The organism is Solidesulfovibrio sp. C21 (genome assembly GCF_047785625.1).
Classification (GTDB): domain Bacteria; phylum Desulfobacterota; class Desulfovibrionia; order Desulfovibrionales; family Desulfovibrionaceae; genus Solidesulfovibrio.
Genome location: NZ_JBLODY010000136.1, coordinates 1 through 4,999, shown reverse-complemented (window position 1 = coordinate 4,999; position 4,999 = coordinate 1). Strand labels below are relative to the sequence as shown.

General features: G+C 65.6%; 3 protein-coding genes. 1 reads left to right on the top strand and 2 read right to left on the bottom strand.

Annotation, left to right across the window (positions count from 1 at the left end):
* Window positions 1-148: 148 nt before the first annotated feature.
* Window positions 149-3,100 carry a DEAD/DEAH box helicase gene (locus ACMZ6R_RS20025; RefSeq protein ID WP_416114717.1) on the bottom strand — a complete coding sequence of 984 codons (2,952 nt, stop codon included), beginning with the start codon at window positions 3,098-3,100 and terminating at the stop codon, window positions 149-151.
* Between the two features lie 65 nt (window positions 3,101-3,165).
* On the bottom strand, window positions 3,166-3,549 hold the full coding sequence (locus ACMZ6R_RS20020; protein ID WP_416114716.1) for a hypothetical protein: 384 nt from the start codon (window positions 3,547-3,549) through the stop codon (window positions 3,166-3,168).
* Between the two features lie 165 nt (window positions 3,550-3,714).
* On the opposite strand from ACMZ6R_RS20020, the gene ACMZ6R_RS20015 reads away from it, so the two are divergent.
* Window positions 3,715-4,884: a diguanylate cyclase gene (locus ACMZ6R_RS20015; RefSeq protein WP_416114715.1), complete on the top strand. Its 1,170-nt coding sequence runs from the start codon at window positions 3,715-3,717 to the stop codon at window positions 4,882-4,884.
* Window positions 4,885-4,999: the final 115 nt, after the last annotated feature.

Below are 4,999 nucleotides of genomic sequence, written 5' to 3'. Positions count from 1 at the left end.
GAATTTATTTTCTATGTTTCGTCTTTTCACCCCATTAAAAGTCTTTGGAAGGGGGGCCTGGGGGAAACCTTTCTTCAGAAAGGTTTCCCCCGCGGGGTGGTCCAGGAGGGGCAGCGCCCCTCCTGGCCGCCGGAGGCACCTCCCCTGGCTATGCCCATTCCACGGGCAGGCGGACGGTTTGGCCGGCTTTGTTGGAGAAGAGCAGGTAGCCGTTGTCGCGGCCGAAGATATAGAGGTCGCGGGTCACGGCCACGTCTTGTTTGCAGTAGGTGATGATCTCGTCCATGCGGCCTTCCTTCCACCAGGCCAGGGCTTCCAGGCCCGAGGCGGATTTCCGGGCGCCGAGGGTGGCCTTGGCCAGCCCGTCCAGGGACAGGCGGTAGCCCAGGCGGTCGTGGACTTTTTCCAGGATGTCCAGGGTCGGCAGGGCGTGGTGGTCGAAGTGCGACGCGCCGGCGAGGACTTTGTAGTCGAAGCGGTTGATGTTGAAGCCGACCACAAGGTTGCACTGGGTCAGGGCTTCGTAGAGGGCGGGGAGTTCCTCCTGGCGGTAGACCAGGAAGTCGTCCAGGGACGAGTCGTAGAGCACGGCCACGGAGATGCCCATTTTGTAGGCATTGCCCCAACCGCCGACTTCGGCGGCGGAGCGGCGCGTTTCCACGTCGAGGACGCCGAAGCGCCCGGGCGGGGCCTGTTTGACCAGGGCGGGGCCGGAGCCGGGTTCCTGGTTGTTGTTGGAGTGTTGTTGTTCGTTGTACTCGGGGCGGCAATCGCCTTTCTCGGGCATTTTTCCGGACATGAGCAGCTCCAGGAGGAAACGGCAGGCAACCTTGTCGATGGGGCGGTTGCCGGAACCGCATTTGGGGGAATGCACGCAGGAGGGACAGCCGGTCTCGCAGGGGCAACCGGCCACCGTGGCCAGGGTGCGTGAAAGGGCTTCCTCGGCCTTGGCGAAGGCCATGCGGGTGAGGCCCACGCCGCCGGGCGCGCCGTCGTAGATGAACACGCAGGCCCGGCCGACTTGCGGATGCAGGGGAATGGAGATGCCGCCGAGGTCGTTGCGGTCGGTGAGGACCAAAAGCGGCAGGATGCCGATCATGGCGTGCTCCATGGCGTGGATGGCGCCCATGAAGTGAAAGAGGCGCCGGTCGAGTTCGTCCTGGACGTCCTTGGGGATGACCCACCACAGGCCTTCGGTTTCGAAGACCATGGGCGGTAGGTCCAGCGGCACGATGGACAGGAGCTGGCCGCCGCGATTGGCCCGGCGCTCGTAGCCGGTGATGGTCTCCGTGACCTTGAGGCGGCCGAGAAATACCGGCACGCCGTTGACCGTCTTTTCGCCGGAGACTTCCAGGATTTCCGTCATCTTCTGGCCCCGGGCCCGGGTGTGGTAGTCGGCCTTGCCCGGCGCGACCCTGACACGGCGCTCGGCAATGTCGAGCGATTCCACCTGGTAGGAGACGCCCCGGTGGATGTAGACCGCGCCGGGATGGGTTTCCCGGTAGGCGCGTTGTTCGTCGATCTGGCCGATGACCGCGCCGCTTGTGGTCTCGATGGTGAACTGGCCGCCCGAGCCGCGCAGGTTGACGTCGCGGTGGGGGCGTTTCCTGGCGGCGAAGAGGCGTTTGCCTTCGCGGTCGCGCAGCAGCAGTCCTTTCCCTTCCAGCCGGCTGACTTCCCGGGCCATGACCGGCGGGGCGATGAATGGTTCGCCCACGGTGAGCGGCAGTTCGGCGGCGGCGCATTCCAGGTGCTTGGCCGCGATGACCGGATTGTCGGGATTGATGACGGCCGATTCCGGCGGGCGCTCGAAGAAATCCGCCGGGTGGCGCATGAAATACTGGTCCAGGGCGTCCTCGCCGGCAATGAGCGCCACGGCCGATTCCCGAAGCGCCCGGCCGACACGTCCGCCGCGCTGCCATGCGGACATGACCGAACCGGGATAGCCGCACAGCACGCACAGATCGAGGCCGCCGATGTCGATGCCGAGTTCCAGGGCCGAGGTGGACACGACCCCCAACAGCTTGCCCGAGGCCATGGACGCCTCGATGGCCCGGCGTTCCTCGGGCAGAAATCCCGAGCGGTAGGCCGAGACCCGCGAGGCGTATGGGCCGGCCCGTTCGGAGATCCACAGGCTTATGAGCTCGGTCATGCGGCGCGATTGGGTGTAGACGATGGTGCGCAGGCCGCGCCGCAGCGCCGCGGCCAGCAGCATGACGGCCGTGGTGGAGGCGGACTGCTCGGGGTTGATGAAAAGGAAATGGCGCGGGCCGGTGGGCGCGCCCGAGGCGGTGATCGTTTCCACCGGCAGTCCGGTGAGGCTGGCCGCCAGTTCGCCGGGGTTGCCGATGGTGGCCGAGGAGAAGACAAAGGCCGGTCGCGCCCCGAATCGGGCGCAGACGCGCAGGAGCCGGCGGAACACGTGGGCCATGTGCGAACCCATCACCCCCCGATAGGTGTGCATCTCGTCGACCACCACGTGGGTGAGCCCGGCGAAGACGGTGCTCCAGGCCTCGTGGCCGGGGAGTAGCGACAGGTGGAGCATCTCGGGGTTGGTGATGAGGATCTGGGGCGGATTGTCGCGGATCTTGCGCCGGAAATGGGACGTGGTGTCGCCGTCGAAGATGGCGGCGCTGGGGCGGCTCGAGGCCGGCAGCGCCGCCGTCAGTTCGTTTATGGCCTTGAGTTGGTCCTGGGCCAGGGCTTTCAAGGGATAGAGGAAGATGGCCCGGGAATCGGGGTTTTGGGCGATCTCCTCCAGCACCGGCAGCAGGTAGGTCATGGTCTTGCCGCTGGCGGTCGGGGTGGCCACGGCCACGTGGCGTCCGGCCCGGGCCAGATCCACGGCGGCGGCCTGGTGGCTGTAGAGATGGGAGATGCCGCGCCCGGCCAACATGGCGGCCACGGGCCGGGAAAAGGGGCGCACCGGGTCGGCGTAGGCGGCCTGGGCCGCCGGAAAGACGCGGTGGCACACGACCTGGTTGCCCAGGCGCTTTGAAGCGAGCAGGGCGGCCACGTAGGCGGCGACGTCGCCGGGGGCGGCATCGGGCCGGGGCGGTGGCGCGTTGGGGTATGGGGTATTGGCGTCGGGGAGCGGCATGATCGTGGGGCGGCTATGCCCACGACCGTCATGGGGCAAAATCCGGTTTTTCGCAAGGCGGCGGATCAGGCGTATTGTCGGGGCGCAGGCTTTCTTGTAACGGTGTTTCGTAGCAAACTCGGAAATCCGCCGACGCAACGGGCTGGTCGTCCCGGGCGAAGGCTGTTTTGGGAAGGCAACCCCCTATGCGGCTGCGACGAATGCTCGGCCTTGATGGTCTTCGCGGACAACTGCGCTTCTACACGCTGCTTTTGGTAGTGCTGCCACTTCTTTTTGCCACACTCTGTTTCTCGTTGTTCCAGCGCGGCAATGTCGTGGAGCGCGAACAACAGCATCTCGTGCACGGGTTGCAACAAGAATGTAATGTTGTACGTACCTGGATCGATGAGCGTGTCGACGATGCGGAATATTTTGCCCGAACCGCTGCGAGCATGTACAGCGATAATCAAGATATATCTGAAAACTACAAAATTTATGTCAAGACACATGAATATGTGAAACACATATTTTATATCGGGCCAGACGGAATTATTCTTGCTTCGAATATTGACACCAAGGGCGCCTCCCTTGGCGACCGTGCCTATTTCAAAGATGGCCGGGAAGGGCGACCCGCCTTGGAACTGATTCCGGTCGGCCGCCTGACAGGCAATCCGGCCTGCGTGTTCAGCGTGCCCATCACCGCGAAGGACGGAGGCTTCGGCGGGGTGCTGGCCATCTCGGTGCATCTCAAATCCCTGGACCGCTGGTTGCGCGAGAATGTCGCCTATTCCGGCAGCCCGGTCATCCTGTGCGATACCGAGGGCCGTATCCTGGCCCCGACGACGGTGGTGGCGGCCGCGGGCGGCCCGGGCAAGGCGCGGGTTTCGCCGGAGCTGCTCGCCTGCGGGGAAAAGGGCGGGGTGTATGCGGGCCCGGACGGGCGCGAAATGCTCGGGGCGGCGATTTCCCTTGGCCGCGACGGCTGGCGGCTGGTCAGCGACATGCCCGTGTCGGACGTGCTGGCCGGCTACCGGCGGCAAATGCGCTGGGTGGTTTTCGGGGCGCTGGCCACGGTGGTCTTGGTGCTGCCGCTGGTGCTGCGCCTGTCCCGCAAGATCGAGCGGCCGCTGACGGCCCTGGCCGCCTATGCCCGGGAGCTGCGGGACACGCGCTACGCGGCCGTCTGCCCGATTGTCCGTTCCGACCGCCTGCCCCGCGAAGTGGCCGAACTGCATGAGGCCTTTTGCGCCATGGCCGGCGAGGTGCGTGGGCATATCGAGGAGGCCGAGCGCCTGAGCATCCTGGACGCGCTGACCGGCCTTTACAACCGGCGATTCCTCTTTTCCGGCGGGATCAAGCTGCTGGCTGCGTCCCAACGATCGGGACGGCCGTGTTCGTGCCTGATGCTCGACGTGGACCATTTCAAGGCGGTCAACGACACCCACGGGCACACCGCCGGAGACCAGGTGCTGGCCCACCTGGGGCGGGTGCTTTCGGGCTGTGTGCGCAAATCCGATCTCGTGGCGCGCTATGGCGGGGAAGAGTTCGCCGTGCTCCTGACGGGTGCCGACGCCGCCCAGGCGGCGCTTCTGGCCGAGCGCTTCCGCCATGCCCTGTCCGGCGCGCCGTGCATGGTCGAAAATCGCGTCCTGGTCGTGACCGTGAGCATCGGCGTGGCCGCCTTGCGGGACCAGGTGGAATACGGCGAAACGCCCCTGGACGATCTTCTGGCCCGGGCCGACAAGGCGCTCTACGCCGCCAAGGCCGCCGGCCGCAATTGCGTGAAGGTGGATACGATCGGGTGAGGGCGGAGAAGAGAGAAGGAAGTGCGAGAGGGGGACCCTTTTTGAAAAAAGGGTCCCCCTCTCGCGCTCTCCCCTCCCAAAAACTTCTAACGGTTACAGCTGGTATGGCGATAAT